Raw genomic sequence first — 24,682 nt, 5'->3', positions numbered from 1 at the left:
CGACGGTGGCCGGATGCTTACGCTGCCGCGCGTGCGCCCCGACCAGGACGATCGCGAACGCGGCTCGACGCTCCCCTTCGTCCTGGTGTGCTGGCTGGTCGCGGCACTCATGGCCTTCGGGGCGATCGCCGCGTCCGACGCCTTCCTCGAGCAGCAGGAGGTGCAATCGATCTGCGACGGCGCCGCCCTGGCCGCGGCCAACCAGGCCGACGAGGCGGCTGTCTACGCCCAGGGGGTGGGCACCGAGCTGCCGCTGAGCCGCGCCGCCGCGCAGGCCGCGGTCGGCGACCAGTTGGCCGACGGCGGTACCGCGCTGGACAGCTGGGCGGCCGAGACCGACGGTGCCGAGGTGACGGTGCGCTGCACCCGCCACGTGGACATCGCGTTCGGCTGGCTCTTCCTCGGCGGGCAGCAGCTCGAGCGCACCGCCGTCGCCAGCGCACGCGCACCGACGGCGCCCTGACCCCCGGTACGCGGACGGCCCCCGACCTGGTGGTCGGGGGCCGTCGTACCGGGCGTGGCGGGTGAAGGATTCGAACCTTCGTAGGCTAAGCCGACGGATTTACAGTCCGCTCCCATTGGCCACTCGGGCAACCCGCCGTGTGGGTACCGGGAGAGAGTACAAGACGACTGACCCAGGGGTGACGGGTCCCCGGCGACGCGACCGGTGCGCCGGGCCGGCCCCGTACGGAGAGGAACGACATGGCCGACGCATCCTTCGACGTCGTGAGCAAGGTCGACCGGCAGGAGGTCGACAACGCCCTGAACCAGGCGGGCAAGGAGCTCTCCCAGCGGTTCGACTTCCGCGGCACCAACGCGACCATCGCGTGGGCCGGCGAGGACGGCGTCACGCTGCAGGCGGACACCGAGGAGCGTGTCTCGGCGGCCCTCGAGGTGTTCAAGGAGAAGCTGATCAAGCGGAACATCTCGCTCAAGGTGCTCGACGCCGGCGACCCCCAGTCCTCGGGGAAGAGCTACAAGATCGGGGCGAAGATCAAGCAGGGCATCGAGTCCGACACCGCCAAGAAGATCGCGAAGCTGATCCGCGACGAGGGCCCCAAGGGCGTCCAGGCCCAGATCCAGGGCGACCAGCTGCGCGTGAGCGGCAAGAAGCGGGACGACCTGCAGGCGGTGCAGCAGCTGCTGCGCGGCGCCGACCTCGACGTCGCCCTGCAGTTCGACAACTACAGGTGAACCCCGCCGCCGGTGGCTGACACCGGGCGTGTGCGCTGGCGCGGAGTTCTCTGCCGCCGAACTCCTCGCCAGCGCACACGCCCGGGTGTCACGGCCCCCGGACGGGGGTCCGCCGTCAGCGCTGGCCGAGCTCGCGGGCCATCTGCTCCAGGCGGGCGATCCGCTGCGGCATGGGCGGGTGGCTGGCGAACAGCGAGGCCAGGCCCTGCCCGCGGAACGGGTTGGCGATCATGAGATGGCTCTGGGTGACCAGCCGCTCCTCCTGGGGCAGCGGGCGGGCCGCCGTCCCCCGCTCGATCACCCGCAGGGCGTCGGCCAGCGCCAGCGGGTCCTGCGACAGCTGGGCGCCGGAGGCGTCGGCCTGGTACTCGCGGCTGCGGCTGACCGCCATCTGCACCAGCCCGGCGGCGAGCGGGCCGAGCAGCATGAGCAGCAGGCCGCCGAGGGCGTTGCCGCCGCCCCGGTCCTCGTCGGAGCGACCGCCGAACAGCGAGGCGAACATCGCCATGTGCGCCAGGTAGGTGATCACCGTGGCCATCGCGCCGGCGACCGAGCTGATGAGGATGTCCCGGTTGTAGACGTGCGAGAGCTCGTGGGCGAGCACGCCGCGCAGCTGCCGCCGGTCGAGCAGCTCGAGGATGCCCTGGGTGACGCAGACGGCCGCGTTGCGCGGGTTGCGGCCGGTCGCGAACGCGTTGGGCTGGTTCGTCGGGCTGACGTAGAGCCGGGGCATGGGCTGGCGCGCCTCGGTCGCGAGCTGGCGCACGATCGCGTAGAGCTGCGGCGCCTGGGTCTCGGTGACCGGGAAGGCCCGCATGGCGCGCAGCGCCAGCTTGTCGGAGTTGAAGTAGGCGTAGCCGTTGACCGCCAGGGCGATGAGCAGCGCGATGAACAGCCCTCCGCGCCCGCCGATCAGCGCGCCGGCCATGAGGATCAGCCCGCCCATCAGACCCAGCAGGAGGGCGGTCTTCAGTCCGTTGGTCATGCGTTGCACGACCCGTCCAACGCCGTCGTCGCACCCCCCGTTCCCGGCCGGCCGGCGACCGCTCCCCCGACCGGGTGCCCCCGTGGAATGACCGTGCCGCCACCGCCGTTGCCCCACTGGACGCGGTGGGATCCTCGCCGCTGCGGCGTGTCCGGTTGCACAACCCGGGCGCGTACACACGCACGTAACCTCGCCCGGTGGAGGTAGACCGCTGATGACTGGCACCAACCCGACCGTCGCGCCGTCGGGATCGAACGGCGCCCCGGTGCCCGGCTCGGCCCCCGGCGGCCTCGTGAAGAGCGTCGTGGAGCTCGACCGCGTCGTCATCCGGCTGGCCGGTGACTCCGGCGACGGCATGCAGCTGACCGGCAACCGGTTCACCAGCGAGACGGCGTCCTTCGGCAACGACCTCAAGACGCTGCCGAACTTCCCGGCCGAGATCCGGGCGCCGACGGGGACCCTGCCGGGGGTCAGCTCCTTCCAGCTGCAGTTCGCCGACCACGACGTCATGACGCCGGGCGACGCCCCGGACGTGCTCGTGGCCATGAACCCGGCCGCGCTCAAGGCCAACCTCGCCGAGCTGCCCGGCGGCGGCCTGCTCATCGTCGACTCCGACGAGTTCACCCCGCGCAACCTGGCCAAGGTCGGTTACGCGACCAGCCCGCTCGAGGACGGCTCGCTCGAGGGCTGGCAGACCGTCAGCGTCCCGCTGACCTCGATGACGACCGATGCGCTCAAGGATTCCGGCCTCGGCAAGAAGGAGGCCGAGCGCAGCAAGAACATGTTCACGCTCGGCCTGCTGAGCTGGATGTACCACCGGCCGACCGAGGGCACCGTCCGCTTCCTGGAGCGCCAGTTCCGCCGCAAGCCCGAGATCGCCGCGGCCAACATCGCCGCCTTCCGCGCCGGCTACAACTACGGCGAGACCACCGAGGCCTTCGCCGTCTCCTACGAGATCAAGCCGGCCCCGATGAAGCCGGGCCGCTACCGGAACATCTCCGGCAACCAGGCCCTGGCCCTCGGGCTCGTCGCCGCCGGCCAGCGCTCCGGGTTGCCGCTGTTCCTGGGGGCCTACCCGATCACCCCGGCGTCGGACATCCTGCACGAGCTGTCGCGGCACAAGGCGTTCGGCGTGCGCACCTTCCAGGCGGAGGACGAGATCGCCGGCATCGGCGCGGCGCTCGGCGCCTCCTTCGGCGGTGCCCTCGGGGTGACGACGACGTCGGGCCCCGGTGTCGCCCTCAAGGCCGAGACCATCGGCCTGGCCGTGATGACGGAGCTGCCGCTGGTGATCGTCGACGTGCAGCGCGGCGGCCCCTCGACCGGGCTGCCCACGAAGACCGAGCAGAGTGACCTGCTGCAGGCGATGTTCGGCCGCAACGGCGAGGCCCCCGTCCCGGTCATCGCACCGCGCTCCCCCGGCGACTGCTTCGACGCCGCCGTCGAGGCGGCGCGGATCGCGCTCGCCTACCGGACGCCGGTGATGCTGCTGTCGGACGGCTACCTGGCCAACGGGGCCGAGCCGTGGGCGATCCCGGACGCGGCCTCGCTGCCCGACCTGGCCCCGGCGGTCGGGTTCGCCACCGAGCCCAACGGCGAGGACGGCGAGTTCCTCCCCTACCTGCGCGACCCCGAGACCCTGGCCCGCGCCTGGGCGATCCCGGGCACCGCGGGGATGCAGCACCGCATCGGCGGGCTGGAGAAGGCCGACCGGACGGGCAACATCTCCTACGACCCGGCCAACCACGACTTCATGACCCGCACCCGCCAGGCGAAGATCGACGGCATCGCCGCGTCGATCCCGCCGACCGACGTCGACGACCCGGACGGCGACGCCCGCGTCGCCGTCATCGGGTGGGGCTCGACCTACGGCCCGATCGGTGCCGCCTGCCGGCGGATCCGCGGGTCCGGCCGGAAGGTCGCCCAGATCCACCTGCGGCACATCAACCCGTTCCCCGCCGACCTCGGCGAGGTCCTGGCCCGGTACGACCGGGTGATCTGCCCGGAGATGAACCTCGGCCAGCTGGCCCTGCTGCTGCGCGCCAAGTACCTGGTCGACGTGCAGAGCCACACCCAGGTGCGCGGCCTGCCCTTCCGCGCGGCCGAGCTGGCCGCCGTGATCCAGGACGCCATCGACACCGTGAACCCCGCAGCCGTGAACGGAGCAGTCCAGTGACCACCGTCGAACTCGGCATGCCCGACGCGCCGACCCCGATCGACGCCGCCATCGCCCGCTCGCTGGAGCAGCACGGTCCCAAGCAGACCGAGCTCAAGGGCAAGGACTTCAAGACCGACCAGGAGGTGCGCTGGTGCCCCGGGTGCGGTGACTACGTCATCCTCAACGCCGTCCAGAGCTTCCTGCCGAGCCTGGGCATCGCGCGCGAGGACATGGTCATCGTCTCGGGCATCGGGTGCTCGTCGCGCTTCCCGTACTACATGAACACCTACGGGATGCACTCGATCCACGGGCGTGCCCCGGCGATCGCGACCGGCCTGGCCGCCTCGCGCCCCGACCTGTCGGTGTGGGTCGTCACCGGCGACGGCGACGCGCTCTCCATCGGCGGCAACCACCTGATCCACGCGCTGCGCCGCAACGTGGACATGACGATCCTGCTGTTCAACAACCGGATCTACGGCCTCACCAAGGGCCAGTACTCGCCCACCTCCGAGGTCGGCAAGGTCACCAAGTCCACGCCGATGGGCTCGCTGGACCACCCGTTCAACCCGGTGTCCCTCGCGATCGGCGCGGACGCCACCTTCGTCGGCCGGGCGATGGACTCCGACCGGAAGGGCCTCACCGAGGTGCTGCGCCAGGCCGCGGAGCACAAGGGCACGTCGCTGGTGGAGATCTACCAGAACTGCAACATCTTCAACGACGGCGCCTTCGAGCTGCTCAAGGACCCGGCGACCGGCCCGATGTGGACGATCCCGCTCCAGCACGGCGAGCCGCTGGTGTTCGGGCCGGACGGCGCCTCGTGCGTGGTCCGCGACGACTTCGGCGGCCTCCGGGTGGCCGAGACCAACCAGGTCGACGCGAGCGAGATCGTCGTCCACGACGCCACCCGCGAGGACCCGTCGTACGCGTTCGCGCTGTCCCGGCTCTCCACGCAGGACCTCCGGTACACCCCCATGGGCGTGTTCCGGAAGGTCGAGAAGCCCACCTACGAGGCGATGATGGCCGAGCAGCTGCACGAGGCCCGGCTGCAGGGCCCCGGCGACCTCGACACGCTGCTCGCCGGCGGCGACACCTGGGAAGTGCGATGACTCGGTCGTCCTCCGGACGGCACCGCGAGGACACTGCCGTCCTCCGGACGGCACCGCGACCGACGGCCGTCCCCCGGTGAGCTGAGCCGCTGCGTCGCGACTGCGCGAAGGCCCTCCGGGCCCTCACTCGGCACGACAGATCGCGGTCACCTCTCGTGCGACGCCGCCAGGACTTCGGTCAGCACCGGCAGGGCCCGGCGCAGCTCCTCGCGCGAGGGCGCGGCGAAGCCGACGACCAGGCCGGAGCGTCGGACGCCTTCGGAGACGGTGTGCCGGGCCAGGCCGTCCAGGGCGACACCTCGCGCGGCGGCCGCCGTCCGGACCTCCTCCTCCGCCCCGGGACCGGGCAGCGGCACGAGCACGTGCGCCCCCGCGGCGTCGCCCTCCGCCCGGCAACCGGCGGCCGCGACCGCGGCGCGCACCTCCTCGGCGCGGCCGACCAGCTCCCGCCGCAGCCGGCGCAGGTGCCGGGCGAGGTCGCCCGAGGCCGCGAACGCCGCGAACACCCGCTGCCCGGCCCGCGCCGGCCGCGTGCCGGTCGCGGTGCGCCGGGCCAGCAGCGCGCCCCGCAGCGGCCCGGGCGCCACCAGCCAGCCGACGCCGAGCGTGGGGCTGACGATCTTGCCGGTCGTGCCCAGGTGCACCACGACGTCGGGCCCCAGGGCTCCCAGCAGCGGCAGCGGCGCGACGTCGTAGCGCAACTCGCCGTCGTAGTCGTCCTCCAGCACCCACCACCCTTCCGCGCGGGCCCGGGCGACCAGCTCCAGCCGGCGGGCGGCGGACATCCTGCGGCCGAGCGGGTACTGGTGGGCCGGCGTGCAGTAGACGGCGGCCACGTCCGACGGGAGCGCCTCGACGACGAGGCCGTCGTCGTCGACCGCGGCGGGGACGACCTCGACCCCGGCGTCCCGCAGGGCGCCGACGACCCGTTGGTAGCCGGGGTCCTCCACCGCCACGCGGCTACCCGGCGGCAGGGTGCGCGCCACCTCGCCCACCGCCGCCGAGGTGCCGGCCGTGGCCAGCACGTCGTCCGCGCCGGCAGCCAGCCCGCGGTGCCGCAGCAGGTGGTCCGCGACCGCCGCCCGGAAGACCGGGTCCCCGGCCGGCTCCGGGTGGGCGTCGGGTGCGCCGTCGCCGGCGGCCCGCCAGGCCCTCCGCCAGGCCGCGCGGTCCAGCACCTCCAGGCACGGCGACCCGGCGCGCAGGTCCACCAGCGCCGGGGCCTCCGGCGGCCGGCCGGCCGGGACCGGGACGGCCGCGGGGGCCGCCGTCACCGCGCCGAGGACGAAGGTGCCGGCTCCGCGGCGCCCGCCCAGCCAGCCCTCGGCCAGCAGCTGGTCGTAGGCCGCGACGGTCACGGTGCGGCTCACCCCCAGCGCCGCGGCGAACGCGCGCGTCGAGGGCAGCCGGTCGCCGGGGCGCAGCGTGCCGTCGGCGGCCGCCCCGCGCAACGCCTCGGCCAGCTGCACCGACAGCGGCGTTCCCGAGCCCCGGTCGAGCACCACCGGCGGGACGTCGATCACGGCGCTCCTGCCGACGGGGACGAGTGGACTGGCCGGAATCTAGCGGATTGGCCGTTCCGGCAGTCCACCCGCCGACGCAGGATCGACGCCGTGGACACCGCCGCCCCGCTCTCCCCCACCGCCCGCAGCACCGTGCGCCGGGGCGCGAAGCGCGCCCGCACCGACCGGGCCGACCTGCACGCCGTGCTGGACGCCGGGCTGATCGGCCACCTCGGCGTGCAGGTCGGGGACGCACCGGTGGTGCTGCCGACCGGCTACGGGCGGCACGGCGACACCCTCTACCTGCACGGCTCGACGGGCGCGGCCACCCTGCGGGCAGCGGCGACGGGGGCGCCGGTCTGCTTCACCGTCACCCACCTGGACGGCATCGTCTACGCGCGCTCGGCGTTCCACCACTCGGTGAACTACCGCTGCGCGGTCGTGCACGGTGCGGCCCGGCTGGTGACCGATCCCGACGAGCGGCTGCTCGGGCTGGAGGTGCTCACCGAGCACCTGGCGCCCGGATCGTGGGCGGCCACCCGCCGGCCCGACCGCAAGGAGCTGGCCGCCACCGCGGTGCTGGCCCTGGACCTCGCCGAGGCGAGCGTGAAGATCCGCACCGGCCCGCCGGGCGACGACGAGCGGGACGTCGAGGGTGCCGACGCCGCCGACCCGGTGTGGGCCGGCGTGCTGCCGGTGCGCGCGGTGCTGGGCGAGCCGGAGCCGTGCCCGCTGCTGCCACCGGGCGCCGCCGTGCCGCCGCGCGTGGCCGCCCGGGCGCTCAGCCCTGCGGGGTGACACGCAGCAGCTGGTCCCGGTCGTCGCCGTTGTCGGTGGTCACGTAGAGCGCGCCGTCGGTGCCCTGCTCGACGGTGCGGATCCGCCCGTAGGTGCCGTCGAGCTCGGGCAGCCGGAACTGCTCGACCAGCTGCCCCTGCTCGTCCAGGCGCAGCGCCAGGACGTGCTGCCCGCGCAGCGCCCCCAGCAGGAGCAGCCCGTCGTAGTCGCCCCACTGGTCGCCGTCGAGGAAGGTGCCGTCGCTGGGCGCGATCGGCGGGGCGCCCGAGTCCCAGACCGCCGGCACCGCGCCCTCGATCTCCGGGTCGGTCATCGGCACGCTCTCGTCGTAGCCGCCGGCCCCCGGATCCCAGCCGTAGTTGCCGCCCGGCTGCAGCAGGTTCACCTCGTCGTTGCGGTCGGGGCCGTGCTCGACCGAGTAGGTCTGGTCGGTGCCCGGCCGCACGGCCAGGCCCTGCACGTTGCGGTGCCCGTAGGTCCAGATCAGGTCCTCGGCGCCGTCGCCCGGGGCGACGAAGGGGTTGTCCGGCAGCGGCTCCCCGGTGGCCGGATCGGCGCGGAGGACCTTGCCGCCGAGGACGCCGAGGTCCTGGGGGTAGGTGCCGACGGCGTTGTCGCCGGTGCCCACCAGCAGCGCCCCGCCCGGCCCGAACTCCACCCGGCAGCCGCCGTGCCGCCCGGAGCGCTCGTTGACCGGGATGCCGCCGATCAGCGGGTCGTCGACCCGGGTGGCGGTGCTCCAGTCGTCGGCGACGGTCCAGGCGATCACCTCGATCGAGGCGCCGTCGCCGTCGGTCACGCCCTGGCACGTGTAGAACCGACGGTTCTCCGCGAACGCCGGGTCCAGCGCCAGGCCCATCAGCCCGGTCTCCCCGGTGGCGAACAGGTCACCGAGGTCGGCCTCCACCTCCTGGACCGTGCCGTCGGGGAGCACGGCGGTGAAGCCGCCCGCGCGCTCGTCGAGGAGCAGCGTGCCGTCCTCGGCCTGCGCGACGTCCCAGGGGTGGTCGAAGCCCTCGGCGACGACCTCGACCTGCAGCGACGGGGCACCGGTGGGCGCCTCGGTCGTCGGTGGCGTGGCGACCGAGCCGGCGTCCTCGTCCGACCCGCCGCCGCAGGCGGTGAGCAGGAGGGCGGCCCCCATGCAGGGTCCCGCCACGAGCCTGCGAGCGGTGGGGGGCATGGGGGTCCATTCTCTAGCTGGTACGCGTGACCACGTAGTCGCACAGGGCCGAGAGGGCGTCGCGGACGTCACCCTCGGGTACCCCGGCCAGCCGTGCGCGCGCCCGGTCGGCGTACTCGCGCAGCACGTCGGTGGCGCGCGCCAGCGAGCGGGAGGACCGCAGCAGCGCGAGGGCCTCGGCGTGCTGCGCGTCGTCGGTGACCGGGCCGGCCACCAGCTCGCGCAGCCGCGCCTCCTCGGGGTCGTCGCCGGCCAGGGCGAAGAGCACCGGCAGGGTGGCGATCCCCTCGCGGAGGTCGGTGCCGGGCGACTTCCCCGAGACGCCGTCGGTGCTGACGATGTCGATGAGGTCGTCGGAGATCTGGAAGGCGACGCCGACCTCCTCGCCGAAGTCGGTGAGCGCCGCCACCAGCGCGGCGTCGACGCCGGCGAAGGAGGCGCCGAAGCGGGCGGAGGTAGCGACGAGCGACCCCGTCTTGTCGGCGAGCACCTGCAGGTAGTGCGCGATCGCGTCGTCGCCCGGCTGGGCGCCGACGGTCTCCTTGATCTGCCCGGTGACCAGCCGCTCGAAGGTCCGCGCCTGGATGCGCACGGCCTCGGGGCCGAGGTCGGCCAGGATGTCGGAGGCGCGGGCGAAGAGCAGGTCGCCGGTGAGGATGGCGATGCTGTTGCTCCACCGGCTGTTGGCGCTGGGCGCCCCCCGGCGCACGGCGGCCTCGTCCATCACGTCGTCGTGGTACAGGGTGGCCAGGTGGGTGAGCTCGCAGACCACGGCGCCCTGCGTCACCTGCGGCGCGGCGGGATCGCCCAGCTGGGCGGCCAGGAGCGCCAGCATCGGCCGGAACCGCTTGCCCCCGGCGGCCATGAGGTGACCGGCGGCCTCCCGCACGAACGGGTGCTCGCTGCCCACCGCGACCGCCAGCTCGGCCTCCACGCGGGCCAGCCCGTCCGCCAGCGCCTCCCCGAGGTCGCCCTCGGGGAGCCAGGGGCCGATGGTCGACGCCGGGGTGGAGATCCGGTGCCAGACCTCGGGGGGAGTGCCGTCGACTGCGGCACGGGCTCCGGTCATCAACCGACGAAGATAGCCGCCCGCTCGGCGAGGTCGAGCACCGCCCCGGGGAGGACGCCGAGGGCGACGGTCGCCGTCGCTGTCACCGCGAGCACCAGGGTGGTGGGTACGCCGGGCACGCCCACCGTCGGGCCGTCGGCGACCGGCTCGGAGAAGTACATGAGCACGACCACCCGCAGGTAGAAGAAGGCGGCGACCGCGCTCGCCAGCAGTGCGACGACGGTCAGCGGCCAGGCGCCCTGCTCGATCGCTGCGCGGAAGACGGCGAACTTGCCGGTGAAGCCCGCGGTGAGCGGGATCCCGGCCAGCGCCAGCAGGAACAGCGTCATGACCGCCGCGGTGACCGGCGAGCGCGCGCCGAGCCCCGCCCACTGCGACAGGTGGCTGGCCTCCCCGTCGCCGTCGCGCACCAGCGTGAGGACGGCGAAGGCGCCGAGCGTGGTGATCCCGTAGGCGAGCAGGTAGAACATCGTCGCCGGGAGCCCCGAGCCCGTCCCGGCCGCCCCGAGTCCGATGACCCCGGTGAGCAGGAAACCGGCGTGGGCCACCGACGAGTAGGCGAGCATGCGCTTGAGGTCGGTCTGGGTGAGGCCGAGGACCGCGCCCACGACCATGGAGACGATCGCCGCGGCGTAGACCAGCGGCCGCCAGGTCCACTCCGCGGTGCCGAAGGCGACGTAGAGCAGCCGGAGGATCGCGCCGAAGGCCGCGACCTTGGTGCAGGCGGCCATGAACGCGGTGACCGCGGTCGGGGCGCCCTGGTAGACGTCCGGCGTCCAGGTGTGGAACGGCGCGACGCTCGCCTTGAAGAGCAGCCCGACGACGAGCAGCGCGAGCCCGAGGACCAGCAGCGCTCCCCCGCCGTCGGTGCCCACCGCCTCGCGGACCTCGCTCAGGCGGACGCTCCCGGCGGCCCCGTAGACCAGGGCCAGGCCGTAGAGGAAGAACGCCGAGGCGAAGGCGCCCAGCAGGAAGTACTTGACCGCCGCCTCCTGGGACAGCAGCCGGCGCCGGCGCGCCAGGCCGCTGATCAGGTACAGCGGGAGGCTCAGCACCTCCAGCGCCACGAACATGACCAGCAGGTCGTTGGACGCGACGAACAGCATCATGCCGCCGATCGCGAACGTGGCCAGCGGGTAGACCTCGGTCTGGACCTGCGGCACGGTGGCCAGTTCCCGGTCGCGCGGGCTGCCGGCGGGGACGGCGGCGCTCACCACGAACGCCGAGCGCGCCGGGTCCAGCGCGCGCTCCGCGAACAGCAGCACCGACAGCGCGCCCAGACCGGCGATCGTGGCCTGCAGGAAGAGCGCCGGGCCGTCGACGGCGAGGGCCCCGACGGCGGTCACCTCCCGGGTGCCCGCGAGCAGCACCGTCGCGGCCAGCGCCCCGAGGGTGCCCACCAGCGCGAGGCCCACCTGGACGGGGTGCCGGAGCGCCCGCGGCACGAAGGCCTCGACCAGGATCCCGGCGCAGGCCGCGCCGAACACCAGCAGCAGGGGGGCCAGCGCCCCCCAGGAGATGTCGGGTGCCTCGATCATCGGTCGGTCCCTCCGGAGGCGCCCATGTCGTCGAGGGTGGCGACGACGGCCGGTTCGATCAGGTCGATCAGCGGCTGCGGGTAGACGCCGAGCACGAGGATCAGCGCCACCAGCGGCGCGACGACGGTCAGCTCGCGCCGGCCGAGGTCGGCCACGCGCAGCGTGCGGCGCGGGGTGGTGAGCGTGGCGGTCGCCGTCGCGCCGCCGCCTTCCGGCAGCGGTTCGGCCGGGTCCTCCTGCAGCAGCACCCCGCGGGCCGGCCCGTGCATGGTGCGCTGGTACATGAGCAGCACGTAGAGGGCGGCGAGGATGATGCCGAGCGTCGCCAGCACCGTGAACACCGGCCGCTCGGGGAACGAGCCGATGAGCACGAGGAACTCGCTGACGAAGCTGCCGGTGCCCGGCAGCGCCAGCGAGGCGAGGCCCGCCACCAGGAAGGCACCGGCCAGCAGCGGCGCCTTCGCCGCCACCCCGCCGTAGTCGGCGATCCGGCGGGAGCCGCCGCGGGCGATCAGCATGCCGACCACCAGGAACAGCAGGCCGGTCGCCAGCCCGTGGTTGACCATGTAGAGCACCGCGCCGGTGCCGGCCTCGATGGTGAAGGCGAAGATGCCCAGCGCGATGAAGCCGAAGTGCGAGATCGAGGTGTAGGAGACCAGCCGCTTCATGTCGCTCTGCCCCATCGCCAGCAGCGCGGCGTAGAGGATGCCGACCACCGCCAGCACCAGCACGAACGGGGCGTAGAACCGGGAGGCGTCGGGGAACAGCGGCAGGCAGTAGCGGATGAAGCCGAAGGTGCCCACCTTGTCCAGGACGCCGACGAGCAGCACCGCACCGCCGACCGGGGCCTCGGCACCGGAGTCGGGCAGCCAGGTGTGGAAGGGCACCAGCGGCGCCTTGATCGCGAAGGCGATGAAGAAGCCGAGGAACAGCAGCCGCTGGACGTCGGGGTCGATGTCGATCCGCGTCAGCGTGTCGAACGCGAAGGTGCCCTCGCCGAGCACGGCGGCGCTCACCACGTAGAGACCGATGACCGAGGCCAGCATCACCAGCCCGCCGACCAGGCTGTAGACGAAGAACTTGACCGCCGCGTACTGCCGGCGCGGCCCGCCGAAGCTGCCGATCAGGAAGTACATCGGGACGAGCATCGCCTCGAAGAAGACGTAGAACAGCAGCACGTCGGTGGCGACGAAGACGCCCACCATCATCGCCTCGAGCAGCAGCAGCCAGGCGAAGAAGACCCGCACCGGGCGGGGTCCGGCGTCGGCCTCGTGCCAGGAGGCCGCCACCACCAGCGGCACCAGGACGCCGACGAGCAGCACCATCACCAGCGCGATGCCGTCGACGCCGAGCGCGAAGTCGGAGCCGAAGTCGGGGATCCAGGGCACCGAGGTGGTGAGCTGGAACCGCGGCCCGCCCGCGTCGAAGGCGAGCGTCGTCAGCACGGCCAGCAGCAGCACCACCAGGCCGACCCCGAGGGCCACCTGCTTGGCCAGCAGGGCCCGCTCCCGGGGCAGGGCCGCGACCACCGCGGCACCGACGGCCGGCACGGCGATCATCGCCAGCAGCCAGGGGAAGTCGCTCACCGCAGCACGTCCTCTCCGAAATACCCGTCGGCGCTCCCGACCACCTGCGCGCTCATCCCGCCGTCACCGCCAGCAGGGCCCCTGCGACGACGACCGCGCCGCCGAGCATGCCCAGGGCGTAGGTGCGCACGAAGCCGGTCTGGGCCCGGCCCAGCCGCGACGACGACCCGCCCAGCCCCGCGGCCAGGCCGTTGACCGCGCCGTCGACGCCGCGGTTGTCCACCCACACCAGCGCGCGGGTGAGCCACTGCCCCGGCCGCATGAACAGCGACTCGTTCACCGCGTCCGCGTAGAGCGCATGGCGAGCGGCCCGGGTGACCGGCGAGACCCGGACCGGCGCGGTGACCGGCACCTCGCGGCGGCCGACGAACAGCCAGGCGGCCAGCACCCCGATCGCGGCCACCCCGGTGACGATCGCGGCGACCACCACCGGCGGGATGGCGTGCGCAGCCTCCTCCGGCGGTCCGAACACCGGCTCCAGCCAGTCTGCCAGCGGCGTGGCGACGACCAGCACGAACCCGGCACCGATCGAGCCCAGCGCCAGCAGGATCATCGGCACGGTCATGACCGCCGGCGCCTCGTGCGGGTGCTGACCCTCCGTCCAGCGCCGTCGCCCGAAGAAGGTCATGAGCATCAGCCGGGTCATGTAGAACGCGGTCAGCCCGGCACCGAGGATCGCCACGCCACCGAGGAGCCAGCCCCAGACGTCGGCGCGGTCGAAGGCCGCCTCGATGATCGCGTCCTTGGTGTAGTAGCCGGACAGGAACGGGAAGCCGATCAGCGCCAGGTAGCCCAGGCCGAAGGTGGCGAAGGTGACCGGCAGCTTGTTCCACAGCCCGCCGAAGCGCCGCATGTCGACCTGGTCGTCCATCGCGTGCATGACCGATCCGGCGCCGAGGAAGAGCCCGGCCTTGAAGAAGCCATGGGTGAGCAGGTGGGCCAGCCCGGCGACGTAGCCGGCCGGGCCCAGCCCGACGGCCAGGAACATGTAGCCGATCTGGCTGACCGTCGAGTACGCCAGCACCTTCTTGATGTCGTCGTAGGCGCAACCGGCGATCGCCCCGATCAGCAGGGTCAGCGCACCGACCGCCAGCACCACCGCCCGTGCGGTCGGGGTCAGGTCGTAGATCGGCGCCGAGCGGGCGATGAGGTAGACACCCGCGGTGACCATGGTCGCCGCGTGGATGAGCGCCGAGACCGGCGTGGGGCCCTCCATGGCGTCGGGCAGCCACGCCTGCAGCGGGAACTGGCCCGACTTGCCGCACGCGCCCAGCAGCAGGAGCAGCCCGATCGCGGTGATCGTCCCGCCGGCCAGGGTGCCCACCGAGCCGAAGACGCCGGCGTAGGAGGTGGTGCCGAGCTGGGCGAACATGATGAAGATCGCCAGCGCCAGCCCGACGTCGCCGACCCGGTTCATGATGAACGCCTTCTTGGCCGCGGTCGCCGCGCCCGGGCGGGTGTACCAGAACGCGATCAGCAGGTAGGACGCCAGGCCGACGCCCTCCCACCCGACGTAGAGCGCCACGAAGCTGTTGCCGAGGACCAGCAGCAGCATCGCCGCGACGAAGAGGTTCAGGTAGGCGAAGAACCGGCGGCGTCCGGGGTCGTGCGCCATGTAGCCGATCGAGTAGACGTGGATCAGCGAGCCGACCCCGGTGATCAGCAGGACGAAGACCGCCGACAGCGGGTCGAAGAGCAGCCCGGCGGTGACGTCCAGCTCGCCGGTGGCGATGAAGGTGAACAGCTCGACGTCGGCCGGCGTCCCGTCCTGGCCGGCCAGCTGCACCGTGCACAGGAGCGCCAGCAGGAAGGCGGCGCCGACCGTCGCCGTCCCCAGCAGGTGGCCCCACCGGTCGGTGCGGCGGCCGCCCAGCAGCAGCACCGCGGCGCCGGCCAGCGGCAGCGCGATCAGCAACCACGACCAGCCGAGCAGCCCGTCCGCGGGCAGCGTCTCAGACACAGGTGTCCCCGTCTCGCCGTCAGTACTTCAGCAGGTTGGCGTCGTCGATCGAGGCGGACCTGCGGGTCCGGTAGATCGACATGATGATCGCGAGACCGACGACCACCTCGGCGGCGGCGACGACCATGACGAAGAGCGCGATGATCTGCCCGTCGACGGTGCCGGTCGAGCGGGCGAAGGTGATCAGCGTCAGGTTGACGGCGTTGAGCATCAGCTCCACGCACATGAACACCACGATCGCGTTGCGCCGCACCAGGACGCCGACGGCGCCGATGGTGAAGAGGATCGCCGCGAGCACCAGGTAGTGGGAGAGGCTCATGGCAACTCCTCGCTGTCCCCCGCAAGCGGGAGGTGCCCCCAGCTCGTCGCAGCCATGACCCGGGCTGCTCTGCTCATGGGTGAGCTCGCACGCTCGCTCACCGGTGCTCCTCCCCCGCGCGGCCGCCGGGAGTGTCGCTCAGCGTCGGGTCCAGCGACCCGAGCGCGGCGTCCGGGGAGCCGAGCTGGTGCCGGCCGGTGCCCCGGGGCGCCTGGTCCACCCGCTGCGGCTCGATGCCGGTGGCGGTGCTGTCCTGCGCGATGCTCCCGTCGGGCAGCATCCCCGGCGCGGCCACCGAGGTCGCGCGGGCGTAGACGCCGGGGCCGGGCAGCGTCTGCGGCCGGTCGGTGAGGAACCGCGCCCGCGACAGCTCCTTCTGGCCCTTGCGGCTGCCGGGTGCGCGCTCGGCCTGGGTGAAGACCAGCGCGCCGACGGCGGCGACGATGAGCAGCGCCCCGGTGACCTCGAAGGCCAGCAGGTAGCGGGTGTAGAGCAGCGCGGCGATCGCCTCGACGTTGCCGGCCGCCGGCCCGCCGGGCCCGGCCTGCACCCCCTCGAGCCCCACCACGGGCAGGTCCTGGGTCGCCCGGGCGATGCCGGCGCCGACGAGCGCGGCGAACCCGATGCCCAGCAGCGTCGCCGCCACCCGCTGCCCGCGGAGGGTCTCGACCACCGAGTCCGAGGAGTCGCGGCCGACCAGCATGAGCACGAAGAGGAACAGGATCATGATCGCGCCGGTGTAGACGATGATCTGCACGGCGCCGAGGAAGGGCGCGGACTGGACGACGTAGAAGACGCCCAGCGACAGCATCGTCAGCACCAGCCACAGCGCCGAGTGGACGGCGTTGCGGCTGAGCACCATGCCCAGGGCACCGGCCAGGGCGAGCGGGCCGAGGATCCAGAAGACGACCGCCTCGCCGGTGCCGATGACGACCGCGGCGTCCGGCGTCACGACCGCACCTCCGGTTCGCGCAGGTAGTAGTCCTTCTCGTCGTCGCCGAGGCGCATGGCGTGCGGGGGCGCCTCCATGCCCGGCAGGAGCGGGGCCATGAGCTGCTCCTTGGTGTAGATCAGGTCACGCCGGTTGTCGTCGGCCAGCTCGAAGTCGTTGCTCATCGTCAGCGAGCGGGTGGGGCAGGCCTCGATGCACAGCCCGCAGAAGATGCAGCGCAGGTAGTTGATCTGGTAGACCGCGCCGTACCGCTCACCCGGCGAGAAGCGGGCGTCCTCGGTGTTGTCGCCGCCCTCGACGTAGATGGCGTCCGCGGGGCAGGCCCACGCGCACAGCTCGCAGCCGACGCACTTCTCCAGCCCGTCGGGGTGCCGGTTGAGCACGTGCCGCCCGTGGTAGCGCGGCTTGGTCACCTTGGGCTCGAACGGGTACTGCTCGGTGGTCACCGTGCGGAACATCTGCGCGAAGGTGACGCCGAAGCCCTGGGCGGGCGCCGGCACCAGCCGGTCGCGCAGGGCGGGGCGCGCGGCGGGGCCTGCGACCGTCGCCCCCTGGGGGCGCTCGACCTCGGCGCTCCCGCGCACGGCCGGGTCCCGGTCGCCGCTGCCGCTCTCACTCATCGCCGTCCTCCTGGGAAGTGGTCGGGGTCGTTCGCCGTCCGGTGCCGACGACCGTGCCGTCGGTGGCGACCGGCTCGCGGCGCAGCCGCGGGGAGGGCGGCACCACGAGGTCCATCGGCGGGACGGGGAAGCCGCCCCCGGACCGGCTGGGTGCGCCGGCCGGGCGCCGTCCCCCGTCGGCCGGCGGCAGCACCTCGGGCTCGGGGTCGGCGGCGTGCACGCCCCCGGCCGCGGCCTCCTCGGCCATGACCCGGGTGTCCCGGTTGGCCGTCCGGCTCGCCACCGCCAGGCCGAGCAGCACCAGCACCGCGACGGGGACGCCGACGAACAGCGCCACCTGGCCGGCGGAGAGGTCGGCCTCGCGGGACACGGTCCGCATCGTGGCGACGACGAGGATCCACACCAGCGCGACCGGGACCAGCACCTTCCAGCCGAAGCGCATGAACTGGTCGTAGCGCAGCCGGGGCAGGGTGCCGCGCAGCCAGATGAAGACGAACAGCGCGGCGACGACCTTGAGGAAGAACCACAGCAACGGCCACCAGCCGCTGTTCGCGCCGTCCCAGATCGAGAGCGGCCAGGGCGCCCGCCAGCCCCCGAGGAAGAGGGTGGCGGCCAGCGCCGAGACGGTGACCATGTTGATGTACTCGGCGAGGAAGAACAGCGCGAACTTCAGCGACGAGTACTCGGTGTGGAAGCCGCCGACGAGCTCGCTCTCGGCCTCGGGCAGATCGAAGGGCGCGCGGTTGGTCTCGCCGACGACGGCGATGACGTAGATGACGAAGGAGACCGGCAGCAGCACGACGTACCAGCTGGGGCCGGTGAACTCCAGCCCGAAGAAGGACACCTCGTTGCCGTCGGCCTGCGCCGCGACGATCTCCGACGTCGACATCGACCCGGCGTACAGGAAGACCGCGACGATGGAGAGCCCCATCGCGATCTCGTAGCTGATCATCTGGGCCGCGCTGCGCATGCTGCCCAGCAGCGGGTAGGTCGAGCCCGAGGCCCAGCCGCCGAGCACGATGCCGTAGATGCCCATGGCCGACATGGCCAGGATGATCAGCACCCCGATCGGGGCGTCGGTCAGCTGCAGCGGCGTCTGCTCGCCGAAGATGCTGACCACCGGCCCCATCGGGATGACCGAGAAGGCGACGAACGCCGGGATGGTCGCGATCACCGGGGCCAGGAAGTAGACCGGCTTGTCCGCCAGCGCCGGCATGATGTCTTCCTTGAACGCCAGCTTCAGCCCGTCGGCGAGGCTCTGCAGCGAGCCGCGCGGCCCCACGCGGTTGGGGCCGGTCCGCTGCTGCATGCGGGCGACGACCTTGCGCTCGAGGACGATGGCGAACAGCGTCATCAGCACCAGGACGGCGAAGACGCCGACCACCTTGATCAGCACGATCCACCAGACGTCCTGGCCGAAGTCGGCCAGCGTCGGCTGCTCGGGCGAGGCCCACGGAGTCATCGCACGTCCCCCAGCGGGTGCGTCGTGGCGCCGGTCGGCACCGGGGCGGCCGACAGCCGGACGACGCCGCCGGGCCCGGTACCCAGCGCCGTCCGCACCTCGCTGCCGGGTGAGCGCATCGGCAGCCACACCACCTGCTCGGGCATCGCGGTGACCGCCACCGGGAGGCTCACCGAGCCGGTCGCCCCGCTGACGGTCAGCCGGTCGCCGTCGGTGAGGCCCAGGCGGGCGGCAGTGGCGGCGCCGATGCGGGCCACCGGGGGCCGGGCGGTGCCGGCCAGCTCGGGCTCGTCGCGCTGCAGCGTGCCGACGTCGAGCAGCTGGCGCCAGGAGGCGAGCACCGCCTCCTCCTCGCGCAGCGCCGGGGCGTCCGGCGGTGCGACGTCGGGCAGCGGTCCGCCGGCGGCCGGGCGGCGGGCACCCAGCGCGGCGAGCGCGGCCCGCGCGACCTCCGGCGCGGGGAGGCGCAGGTCCACGTCCATCGCCTCGGCGAGGCCGTGCAGCACCCGGCCGTCGCCCAGCCGCCCGGTGCCGTGCAGCGTGGCGTCGAAGGAGCGCAGCCGGCCCTCCCAGTCCAGGTAGCTCCCGGCCTTCTCCGACGCCGACGCCACCGGCAGGACGACGTCGGCGCGCTCGGTCGCCTCCGTCGGGAACATCTCCAGGCTCACGACGAACGCCGCCGCGTCCAGCGCCGCCAGCGCGAGCGCCGGGTCGGGCAGGTCCGCGGGGTCGACGCCGCCGACGAGCAGGCCGGGCAGCCGGCCGGCGCAGGCGGCGGTGAGGATGCCGGTGACGTCGCGGCCGGGCGCGTCGGGCACGGCGGCGGGATCCACCCCCCACACCGCGGCCACCTCCGCGCGGGCGGCGGGGTCGTCGACGGCGCGGCCGCCGGGCAGCAGCGTGGGCAGGGCGCCGGCCTCCACCGCACCCCGCTCCCCGGCCCGGCGGGGCACCCAGGCCACGCGGGCGCCGGTCGCGCGGGCCAGCGCCAGCAGCGCGGTGAGCGCGCCCGGCGCCTCGGCCAGCCGCTCACCGGCGAGCAGCACCGCCCCCGGCTGCCGCAGCGCCTCGCCCGCGGGACCGCCCCAGCTGCCCTCGGCGAGCGCGTGCAGCGACCGGGCCTCCGCGCCCGGCACCGTCGTGAGCACCGTGGCCTGCAGCTTCGCGGCCGCCCGGGTGGCGAAGGGCGCCAGGTCGAAGACGGCGAGCCCGCCGGTGCGCACCGCCCGGCGGAGGCGGAGGAAGAGGATCGGCGACTCCTCCTCGGGCTCCAGCCCGGCCAGCAGCACCGCCGGGGCCGAGCCCACGTCGTCGTAGGTCACCGCACCGGTCGCGGGGCCGGTGCCGGCCACCGTCGCGCCGAGGAAGGCCAGCTCCTCGGCCGAGTGGGCGCGGGCCCGGGCGTCGACGTCGTTGGTGCCCAGCGCGACCCGGGCGAAGGTGGCCCAGGCGTAGGCGTCCTCGAACGTGAGCCGGCCGCCGGGGAGCACGCCGACGCCGCCCTCGGCACGGGCGCGGCGCAGGCCGTCGGCCGCCGCCGCCCAGGCCTCGGGCCAGGAGGCCGGCTCCAGCCGGCCGTCCCGCCGCACCAGCGGGGTGGTCAGCCGCTCGTTGGCGGTGGCGTAGCGGAAGGCGTAGCGCCCCTTGTCGCAGGTCCACTCCTCGTTGACCGCGGGGTCGTCCCCGGCCAGCCGGCGGGTGACCTTGCCGCGCCGGTAATCCGTGCGCATGGCGCAGCCCGAGGCGCAGTGCTCGCAGACGCTGGGCTCGCTGCGCAGGTCGAACGGGCGGGCGCGGAAGCGGTACTGCGCGCTGGTGAGCGCGCCGACCGGGCAGATCTGGGTGGTGTTGCCGGAGAAATAGGACTCGAACGGCTCGTCCTCGTAGATCGCGACCTGCTCCAGGGCGCCCCGCTCGAACAGCTCGATGAACGGGTCACCGGCCACCTGCTGGGAGAACCGGGTGCACCGGGCGCAGAGCACGCAGCGCTCGCGGTCGAGCAGGATCTCGCTGCTGATGGGCAGGGGCTTGGGGTAGGTGCGCTTCTCCCCCTCGAACCGGCTCTCGGCCCGGCCGTTGCTCATCGCCTGGTTCTGCAGCGGGCACTCGCCGCCCTTGTCGCAGACCGGGCAGTCCAGCGGGTGGTTGATCAGCAGCAGCTCCATGGTCCCCTGCTGCGCCTTGTCGGCGACCGGGCTGGAGAGCTGGGTCTTCACGACCATGCCCTCGGTGACCGGCATGGTGCAGGAGGCGGCGGGCTTGCGCTGCCCCTCCACCTCGACGAGGCACTGCCGGCAGGCGCCGATCGGCTCGAGCAGCGGGTGGTCGCAGAACCGCGGGATCTGCACGCCGATCATCTCGGCGGCCCGGATGATCAGCGTCCCCTTCGGCACGGCGACGTCGAAGCCGTCGATGGTGCAGCGGACGGCGTCCTCGGGCGTGTGCGGGCCGGGCGCCCCGGGCGGGACGGCCGGCGCGGGGTCGGGGCTGGTGGGGGTGAGTGTCACGAGGCGGCTCCCACCGGCTCGAGGCGGAGCGACCGGCCCAGGCGGGCCTGCTCCTCGGCGGGCAGCAGGTCGACGTAGTCGTCCCGGAAGTACTGCAGCGAGCTGGAGATGCAGCTGGTGGCGCCGTCCCCCAGGGCGCAGAACGAGCGGCCGAGGATGTTGTCGCAGGTGTCGGTCAGCAGGTCCAGGTCGGCGGCGGTGCCCTGCCCGTCGACCAGCCGCTGGAGGACCTGGACCAGCCAGTAGGTGCCCTCGCGGCACGGGGTGCACTTGCCGCAGCTCTCGTGCGCGTAGAACTGGGTGAACCGCAGGGTGGCCTCGACGATCGAGTCGGTCTCGTCGAACACCATGAGCGCGGTGGTGCCGAGCATCGAGCCCGCCGCGGCGACCGAGTCGAAGTCCAGGGGCACGTCGAGGTGCTCGGCGGTGAAGTACGGCGTCGACGAGCCGCCCGGCGTCCAGAACTTGAGCTCGTGGCCGGGGCGGACGCCGCCGGCCATCTCCAGCAGCTCGCGCATCGTCGTGCCCATGGGGGCCTCGTACTGGCCCGGCCGCACGACCCGGCCCGACAGCGAGTAGATCTTCGGCCCGGGCGACTTCTCCGGCCCGAACGCCTTGAACCACTCGGCGCCGCCGCGGACGACGAACGGCACGCTGGCCAGCGTCTCGACGTTGTTGATCACCGTCGGGGCGCCGTAGAGGCCGGCGACGGCGGGGAACGGCGGCTTGAGCCGGGGCTGCCCGCGGTAGCCCTCGAGCGAGTCCAGCAGCGCCGTCTCCTCGCCGCAGATGTAGGCGCCGGCGCCCGCGTGCACGACCAGCTCGAGGTCGTAGCCCGAGCCGAGGATGTCGGTGCCGAGGTAGCCGGCGGCGTAGGCCTCCCCCACCGCGTTGAGCAGCCGCCGGTGGGCGTGCACGGCCTCGCCGCGGACGTAGATGACGGCGAACTCCGACCGGATGGCGTAGGCGGAGATGATGACGCCCTCGATGAGGGAGTGCGGGTCGGCCATCATCAGCGGGAGGTCCTTGCAGGTGCCGGGCTCCCCCTCGTCGGCGTTCACCACCAGGTACTTCGGCATGGCCGCCGGGCCGGTGGGCTCCTCCCCCGGCTTGGGCTGCGGGATGAAGCTCCACTTCATGCCGGTCGGGAAGCCGGCGCCGCCGCGGCCGCGCAGACCGGAGTCCTTGACCATGGTGACCAGCTCGTCGGGCGCCATCGACAGCGCCGTGCGCAGCGCCGAGTAGCCGTCGAGCCGCTCGTAGGTCGACAGCCGCCACGAGTTCTCGGCGCCCCAGCGGGCGGTGAGGACAGGGGTGAGGGGCATGGCTCAGCGCCTCCGCTTCGGTGCTCGGCCCTGGATGGTGCGGGAGGGCCCGCCGGACCCCTCGCCCGCCGGGGGCGGGGTGGCGGGGCTCTGGTCGCCGGTCCCCGGCTCGGCGCCCGCGGGCGTCTCGGTGCCGTCGTCCTGGTCGGCCAGCGCCCGGCCCGACGGCTCGGGTGCGTCGGGGTGCGAGCCGGCGGCGCCGGCCTCCTCCGCCGGGTTGTCCGCGGCGGCGACGCGGGCGTCCGCGGCCTCCTGCGCGGGGGTCTCGCCGGTGGTCCCTGACGGGCGCACGGTCTCCGGGGGTTCCCCCGTGTCCGCCGGCTCGGGCTCCGGCCCCTGCATCGGCGGCGCGGACTGGCCCCGCTCCTCGGCCAGGCGCAGCCCGCGCAGGGTCGGCCCGTAGTCGCCGGGCGCGTCGACGGCGGCGGCCGCGGCGGCCGCGTCGGGGTGCTGGGAGAACCCGGCCAGCTGGCGGGAGACGCCGCGGAAGTCGGTGAGCGGGGCGCCGCGGGTGGGCAGCGGCTTCTCGCCCCGGCGCAGGGCCGCGACCAGTTCGCGGGCGCTCTCGACGTCCTGCTGGTCGTAGAACTCGTAGTCGACGGTGACCACCGGCGCGTAGTCGCAGGCGGCGAGGCACTCGGCGTGCTCGAGGGTGATCGAGCCGTCGACGGCCGTCTCGTCGTGGTGCACGCCGAGGTCGGCCGACAGCGCGTCCATGATCCGCTGCCCGCCCAGGACGGCGCACAGCGTGTTCGTGCAGACGCTGACCAGGTGGCGGCCGGTCGGGCGGCGCTTGTACATCGTGTAGAAGGTCGCGACCGCGCCGATCTCGGCCTTGGTCAGCCCGAGCTCCTCGGCGCACAGCGCGACGCCCTCGGGGGTCACGTAGCCCTGGTAGCTCTGCACCAGGTGCAGCATCGGCAGCAGCGCCGACCGGGCCACCGGGTAGCGGGCGATGATGTCCCGCGCCTCGAGGCGGGCCCGCTCGGGCAGCGGCGGCACCTCGGCCAGGGAGTCGACGTCGACCGGGCTGGAGTCCAGCCCGGTCACCGCCGTCCCCTCGGGGCTGCCTGGCAGTGCACTCATCGGTCCACTCCCCCCATCACGGGGTCGATCGAGGCGATCGCGGCGATGACGTCGGCGATCATGCCGCCCTCGCTCATCGCCGCCGTGGCCTGCAGGTTCACGAAGCTGGGGTCGCGCACGTGGACGCGCCACGGGCGGGTGCTCCCGTCGCTGACGACGTGGTAGCCGAGTTCGCCGCGCGGGGACTCGATCGGCACGTACACCTGGCCGGCCGGCACCCGGAAGCCCTCGGTGACCAGCTTGAAGTGGTGGATCAGGGCCTCCATCGACTGGCCCATGATGTGCGCGACGTGCTCGTGGGAGTTGCCCATGCCGTCGGGGCCGAGCGAGAGCTGGGCGGGCCAGGCGATCTTCTTGTCCTCGACCATCACCGGCCCCGGCTCGAGCCGGTCGAGCGCCTGCGCGATGATCTTCAGCGACTCGTTCACCTCGGACATGCGCACGAGGTAGCGGCCCCAGGCGTCGGAGGTGTCGGCGGTGGGGACCTCGAAGTCGTAGGTCTGGTAGCCCAGGTAGGGCTCCACCTTGCGCAGGTCCCAGGGCAGCCCGGCGGCGCGCAGGATCGGCCCGGTCACGCCGAGGGCGACGCAGCCGGTGACGTCGAGGTAGCCGACGTCCTTGAGCCGGCGCTGCCAGATGGGCTGCCCGGTGAGCAGCCGGTGGAAGTCGGCCACCCGCTTCGGGAAGAACTCGAGGAACTCGCGGATGTGCTCGACCGAGCCCTCGGGCAGGTCCTGCGCCAGGCCGCCGGGGCGGATGTAGGCGTGGTTCATCCGCAGGCCGGTGATCTCCTCGAGCAGGTCGAGGACCAGTTCCCGCTCGCGGAAGCCGTTGGTCATGCCGGTGAGGGCGCCCATCTCCATGCCGAAGGTGGCCAGGGCGACCAGGTGCGAGGCGATCCGGTTGAGCTCCATGACCAGCACGCGGATCGTCTGCGCGCGCGGCGGGGCCTCGACGCCGAGCAGCTTCTCGACGGCCAGGCAGTAGCCGGCCTCGTTGAACAGCGGCGCGAGGTAGTCCATGCGGGTCACGAAGGTCGTGCCCTGCACCCAGTTGCGGTACTCGGTGTTCTTCTCGATGCCGGTGTGCAGGTAGCCGATGACGACCCGCGCCTTGGTGACGGTCTCGCCCTCGAGGTCGAGGACCAGCCGCAGGACGCCGTGCGTGGACGGGTGCTGCGGGCCCATGTTGACGACGAGGCGCTCCTCGCCGTGCGGATCGGCCCCGAGGGTGACGTCCCAGTCCCCGCCGGTGACGGTGTAGACCCGGCCCTCGGTGGTCTCCCGCGAACCCGCGTAGGGGTCGGCGGGGTCGTAGGTCGTGCTCATCGAC

General features: G+C 73.6%; 20 protein-coding genes and 1 tRNA gene. 5 read left to right on the top strand and 16 right to left on the bottom strand.

The window, feature by feature from the left end:
• The first annotated feature begins 31 nt into the window (after nt 1-31).
• Nucleotides 32-463, top strand: a complete 432-nt coding sequence (locus tag BMW62_RS12075) for a pilus assembly protein TadG-related protein (RefSeq protein ID WP_244523997.1) — start codon at nt 32-34, stop codon at nt 461-463.
• Between the two features lie 55 nt (nt 464-518).
• Here BMW62_RS12075 and BMW62_RS12070 read toward each other — a convergent pair.
• A tRNA-Tyr gene (locus BMW62_RS12070) sits at nt 519-600 on the bottom strand.
• A 102-nt stretch (nt 601-702) separates the two neighbouring features.
• Here BMW62_RS12070 and BMW62_RS12065 point away from each other — a divergent pair.
• A complete protein-coding gene (locus BMW62_RS12065; protein WP_091931099.1) occupies nt 703-1,194 on the top strand; it encodes a YajQ family cyclic di-GMP-binding protein in 492 nt (163 codons plus the stop codon).
• 115 nt (nt 1,195-1,309) lie between these two features.
• Here the strand turns inward: BMW62_RS12065 and htpX are convergent, their stop codons facing one another.
• Nucleotides 1,310-2,179, bottom strand: coding sequence for a zinc metalloprotease HtpX (gene htpX / locus BMW62_RS12060; protein ID WP_091931098.1), 870 nt, complete (start codon nt 2,177-2,179; stop codon nt 1,310-1,312).
• 214 nt (nt 2,180-2,393) lie between these two features.
• On the opposite strand from htpX, the gene BMW62_RS12055 reads away from it, so the two are divergent.
• Nucleotides 2,394-4,355, top strand: coding sequence for a 2-oxoacid:acceptor oxidoreductase subunit alpha (locus BMW62_RS12055; protein ID WP_170852348.1), 1,962 nt, complete (start codon nt 2,394-2,396; stop codon nt 4,353-4,355).
• Nucleotides 4,352-5,443 carry a 2-oxoacid:ferredoxin oxidoreductase subunit beta gene (locus BMW62_RS12050; protein WP_091931097.1) on the top strand — a complete coding sequence of 364 codons (1,092 nt, stop codon included), beginning with the start codon at nt 4,352-4,354 and terminating at the stop codon, nt 5,441-5,443. The genes BMW62_RS12055 and BMW62_RS12050 overlap by 4 nt, the downstream gene beginning before the upstream one ends.
• Before the next feature lie 146 nt (nt 5,444-5,589).
• On the opposite strand, the gene BMW62_RS12045 is transcribed toward BMW62_RS12050, so the two are convergent.
• Nucleotides 5,590-6,966 (bottom strand): MocR-like pyridoxine biosynthesis transcription factor PdxR, encoded by a 1,377-nt coding sequence (locus tag BMW62_RS12045; protein WP_091931096.1) that lies wholly within the window; start codon nt 6,964-6,966, stop codon nt 5,590-5,592.
• A 90-nt stretch (nt 6,967-7,056) separates the two neighbouring features.
• Here BMW62_RS12045 and BMW62_RS12040 point away from each other — a divergent pair, with 90 nt between their 5' ends.
• Complete coding sequence (locus tag BMW62_RS12040; RefSeq protein WP_091931095.1) at nt 7,057-7,743, top strand: pyridoxamine 5'-phosphate oxidase family protein; 687 nt, start codon at nt 7,057-7,059, stop codon at nt 7,741-7,743.
• Here the strand turns inward: BMW62_RS12040 and BMW62_RS12035 are convergent.
• From BMW62_RS12035 to BMW62_RS11975, 13 genes are all read right to left on the bottom strand, one after another.
• Nucleotides 7,727-8,887: a PQQ-dependent sugar dehydrogenase gene (locus tag BMW62_RS12035; RefSeq protein ID WP_091931094.1), complete on the bottom strand. Its 1,161-nt coding sequence runs from the start codon at nt 8,885-8,887 to the stop codon at nt 7,727-7,729. The two genes, BMW62_RS12040 and BMW62_RS12035, sit on opposite strands and share 17 nt — an antisense overlap.
• A gap of 52 nt (nt 8,888-8,939) precedes the next feature.
• The gene (locus BMW62_RS12030; RefSeq protein ID WP_091931093.1) at nt 8,940-9,995 is read right to left on the bottom strand and encodes a polyprenyl synthetase family protein; all 1,056 of its coding nucleotides are present in this window, start codon (nt 9,993-9,995) and stop codon (nt 8,940-8,942) included.
• The gene (gene nuoN / locus BMW62_RS12025; RefSeq protein ID WP_091931092.1) at nt 9,995-11,533 is read right to left on the bottom strand and encodes an NADH-quinone oxidoreductase subunit NuoN; all 1,539 of its coding nucleotides are present in this window, start codon (nt 11,531-11,533) and stop codon (nt 9,995-9,997) included. The genes BMW62_RS12030 and nuoN overlap by 1 nt, the downstream gene beginning before the upstream one ends.
• Entirely contained in the window at nt 11,530-13,119 is a 1,590-nt protein-coding gene (locus tag BMW62_RS12020; RefSeq protein WP_091931091.1) for an NADH-quinone oxidoreductase subunit M, read from the bottom strand. Before BMW62_RS12020 ends, nuoN begins: the two co-directional genes overlap by 4 nt.
• Before the next feature lie 52 nt (nt 13,120-13,171).
• Entirely contained in the window at nt 13,172-15,079 is a 1,908-nt protein-coding gene (gene nuoL / locus BMW62_RS12015; RefSeq protein WP_244523996.1) for an NADH-quinone oxidoreductase subunit L, read from the bottom strand.
• 19 nt (nt 15,080-15,098) lie between these two features.
• Nucleotides 15,099-15,398, bottom strand: a complete 300-nt coding sequence (gene nuoK, locus BMW62_RS12010) for an NADH-quinone oxidoreductase subunit NuoK (protein ID WP_091931090.1) — start codon at nt 15,396-15,398, stop codon at nt 15,099-15,101.
• A 97-nt stretch (nt 15,399-15,495) separates the two neighbouring features.
• Entirely contained in the window at nt 15,496-16,350 is an 855-nt protein-coding gene (locus BMW62_RS12005; RefSeq protein ID WP_091931089.1) for an NADH-quinone oxidoreductase subunit J, read from the bottom strand.
• Nucleotides 16,347-16,970: an NADH-quinone oxidoreductase subunit NuoI gene (gene nuoI / locus BMW62_RS12000; protein ID WP_280138649.1), complete on the bottom strand. Its 624-nt coding sequence runs from the start codon at nt 16,968-16,970 to the stop codon at nt 16,347-16,349. Before nuoI ends, BMW62_RS12005 begins: the two co-directional genes overlap by 4 nt.
• Entirely contained in the window at nt 16,963-18,432 is a 1,470-nt protein-coding gene (gene nuoH / locus BMW62_RS11995; RefSeq protein WP_091931088.1) for an NADH-quinone oxidoreductase subunit NuoH, read from the bottom strand. Before nuoH ends, nuoI begins: the two co-directional genes overlap by 8 nt.
• Nucleotides 18,429-20,939, bottom strand: a complete 2,511-nt coding sequence (locus BMW62_RS11990; protein ID WP_091931087.1) for an NADH-quinone oxidoreductase subunit G — start codon at nt 20,937-20,939, stop codon at nt 18,429-18,431. The genes nuoH and BMW62_RS11990 overlap by 4 nt, the downstream gene beginning before the upstream one ends.
• On the bottom strand, nt 20,936-22,264 hold the full coding sequence (gene nuoF / locus BMW62_RS11985) for an NADH-quinone oxidoreductase subunit NuoF (RefSeq protein ID WP_091931086.1): 1,329 nt from the start codon (nt 22,262-22,264) through the stop codon (nt 20,936-20,938). The genes BMW62_RS11990 and nuoF overlap by 4 nt, the downstream gene beginning before the upstream one ends.
• Before the next feature lie 3 nt (nt 22,265-22,267).
• Complete coding sequence (gene nuoE, locus BMW62_RS11980; RefSeq protein WP_091931085.1) at nt 22,268-23,350, bottom strand: NADH-quinone oxidoreductase subunit NuoE; 1,083 nt, start codon at nt 23,348-23,350, stop codon at nt 22,268-22,270.
• Entirely contained in the window at nt 23,347-24,678 is a 1,332-nt protein-coding gene (locus BMW62_RS11975) for an NADH-quinone oxidoreductase subunit D (protein ID WP_091931084.1), read from the bottom strand. Before BMW62_RS11975 ends, nuoE begins: the two co-directional genes overlap by 4 nt.
• Nucleotides 24,679-24,682 lie beyond the last annotated feature (4 nt).

The sequence above is a fragment of the Blastococcus sp. DSM 46786 genome, from assembly GCF_900109665.1.
GTDB lineage: Bacteria > Actinomycetota > Actinomycetes > Mycobacteriales > Geodermatophilaceae > Blastococcus > Blastococcus carthaginiensis.
Note: the sequence above shows the minus strand (reverse complement) of the source record. Positions and strands in the feature narration are given on the sequence as shown.

Coding starts and splice junctions, on each gene's coding strand:
- BMW62_RS11975 (WP_091931084.1), bottom strand. CDS start 24,678: ATGAGCACGACCTACGACCCCGCCGACCCCTACGCGGGTTCGCGGGAG.
- nuoI (WP_280138649.1), bottom strand. CDS start 16,970: ATGAGTGAGAGCGGCAGCGGCGACCGGGACCCGGCCGTGCGCGGGAGC.
- nuoK (WP_091931090.1), bottom strand. CDS start 15,398: ATGAGCCTCTCCCACTACCTGGTGCTCGCGGCGATCCTCTTCACCATC.
- nuoH (WP_091931088.1), bottom strand. CDS start 18,432: ATGACTCCGTGGGCCTCGCCCGAGCAGCCGACGCTGGCCGACTTCGGC.
- BMW62_RS12030 (WP_091931093.1), bottom strand. CDS start 9,995: ATGACCGGAGCCCGTGCCGCAGTCGACGGCACTCCCCCCGAGGTCTGG.
- BMW62_RS12055 (WP_170852348.1), top strand. CDS start 2,394: ATGACTGGCACCAACCCGACCGTCGCGCCGTCGGGATCGAACGGCGCC.
- htpX (WP_091931098.1), bottom strand. CDS start 2,179: ATGACCAACGGACTGAAGACCGCCCTCCTGCTGGGTCTGATGGGCGGG.
- nuoF (WP_091931086.1), bottom strand. CDS start 22,264: ATGCCCCTCACCCCTGTCCTCACCGCCCGCTGGGGCGCCGAGAACTCG.
- BMW62_RS12065 (WP_091931099.1), top strand. CDS start 703: ATGGCCGACGCATCCTTCGACGTCGTGAGCAAGGTCGACCGGCAGGAG.
- nuoN (WP_091931092.1), bottom strand. CDS start 11,533: ATGATCGAGGCACCCGACATCTCCTGGGGGGCGCTGGCCCCCCTGCTG.
- BMW62_RS12035 (WP_091931094.1), bottom strand. CDS start 8,887: ATGGGGGCCGCCCTCCTGCTCACCGCCTGCGGCGGCGGGTCGGACGAG.
- nuoE (WP_091931085.1), bottom strand. CDS start 23,350: ATGAGTGCACTGCCAGGCAGCCCCGAGGGGACGGCGGTGACCGGGCTG.